At 67.3% G+C, this 2,189-nt stretch carries 1 protein-coding gene; it reads right to left on the reverse strand.

The window, feature by feature from the left end:
- Window positions 1-2,189, reverse strand: a 2,189-nt coding sequence (locus FHS89_RS16160) for a methyltransferase (protein ID WP_184013162.1), incomplete at both ends; no start/stop codon positions are given.

Genomic DNA, 2,189 nt, shown 5'->3' on the forward strand with positions numbered 1-2,189 from the left:
TCAATCATGTGAGCGATTGTTTGTATTGAGTTGTATTGGAAGAGGGATTTGAGGGTGATGTTATGGTTTGTGGATTTTTGGATATTTTGGATGAGTGTGAGGGCGTTGAGGGAGTTTCCGCCGATATGGAAGAAGTTGTCGGTTGTTGAGATTGTGTTTGTTTTGAGGGTTTTTTGGAAGGCGTCGAGGAGGCGTCTTTCGGTTGCGGATTGGGGGGGTGTGATGGATTTGGCGGCGGTGATTTGTGCGGGGTTTGGCAGGGATTTGGTGACGAGTTTGCCGGAGGGGGAGAGCGGCATGGCGGTGAGGAAGGTGTAGGAATTGGGCCGCATATGGGCGGGCAGGGCGGCGTCCGCCGCGGCATGGAGAGCAGAGCGCAGCGCGAGGCGTGCTGTGGCGCGCAAGGGGGCGTTATGGGCGCGGGGCGTGGCCGAGGCCGTGGGCAGGTCGGTGGTGCGGATCGGCTCGGGACTGATCAGGAGGCGGAAGCGGGCGGGCGCGTCGGGGTCTGGCAGGGCTGCGGCCTGCAGGCCGATCGCCTCGGCCCAGGCGATGGCATCCTCGGGCGTGCAGGCCAGATCATTGGGCGGCAGGGGCGCGTCGCTGACACGCTCGCCCTCGGCGGCGGTGGCGGCGCTCAGGGCGATCCAGTCGGCGCGGGTCTGATGCGGGCTGAGGCGCGGATCGGTGAGGCCGGTCAGCAGCATCGGCTCGGTGGCGGTCAGGTGCGCGGGCAGGGTGGTGAGGCCGCTCAGATCGCGATGGGGCAAGGTGCGCCCGGGTTGATCGGACAGGAGGAGGTCATAGCGGTAGAGCTGCATCTCGGTCTCGGCATGGCCGCGTTTGAGGCAGGGCCGCGCGGTGAGGCCCGCGATCCCGGCAAGCGCGCCGGGGGCGAGGGTCAGTTCCTCTTCCTCTGCCTCGCGGGTGAGCGCGCGATGGGCGAAGGCCGCGCGGGGCTCCTCGGGTGTGGCGGTGAGGGCTGCGAGATGGGCGTGGAACGCGGGCAGCCGGCCCTGATCGCGCAGATCGCCAAGGAAAATCCGGCCCCCGGGGGCCAGATGCGCGGCAAGGGCCGTGATCGCCGCGCGCAGATAGGTCATGGACGGGAAATACTGCACGACCGAATTGAGGATGATGAGGTCGAAGCGGTCTGTGGGCGCCAGCGTCGCGGTGGCCTCATGGGCGGCGGCGGCGGCGAGGGTGACATGGGCAAGGCCCGCATCGGCGGTCTGGCTTTTGAGCCGGTCGATGATATGGGGCGAGAGGTCAACGGCGTGATAGGCGGCCACATCGGGGGCGATGTCAAAGAGGATCATGCCGGTGCCGCAGCCGACTTCCATGACGCGGGCGGTGGTGGCGGGATCGGGCAGCAGCGTGCGGATGCGCGCGCAGGTCGCGTCGCGCCATTCGCGCATCTCTGCTGCCGGGATCGGCTGGCCGGTAAAGCTCGAATGCCACCCCGTAATATCCAAGGCAAGGTCATTTGCCATTTTACTGGGGGGCGCGGGGGGCGATGTGGGCAGAGCGGACCCTGTGGGTGATGAGCCATCCGGCGATGACCCGCCTGCTGATGACCCGGCTGTCGGCGATGACCCGCCTGCTGATGACCCGGCTATCGGCGATGACCCGCCGTAGGTGATGTCGTAGACGGATTGCCATTGGGCGATGCGGGTTGCGGCTTCGGCGTCGTCTTCGGGCGGGGCATCGACGATCCATGCGGCGAGGCGGATATCGTCAGGGGCGTCGGGATCGGGCTGATGGGGGCGCACGATGGCGCCCGCGACACCGGGGAGGGCTGCGAGGGTGGCCTCGATCTCTCCCAATTCGATGCGGTGGCCGCGCAGCTGGATCTGGTGATCGATGCGGCCAAGATAGGTCAGGCTGCCATCGGTGTTTTGCCGCGCGCGGTCGCCGGATCGGTACATGCGCGCGCCGGGAGTGGCGCTGAACGGATCGGGCAGGAAACGGTCCGCGGTGAGGTCCGGGCGGCCCTGATACCCCCGGGCAAGGCCATGGCCTGCCACATAAATCTCCCCCGGGGCGCCGGGCGGGACGGGGCGCAGGGCCGCGTCCAGCAGATAGGTGGTGAGGCTCGGGATCGGCCTGCCGATGGGGCTGTCCTGCGCGTCGCGATCGGCGGGCGTGAGGATATGTTCGGTGACATGCACGCAGGTCTCGGTGATGCC

It is taken from the genome of Rubricella aquisinus, assembly GCF_014199445.1.
Lineage (GTDB): Bacteria > Pseudomonadota > Alphaproteobacteria > Rhodobacterales > Rhodobacteraceae > Rubricella > Rubricella aquisinus.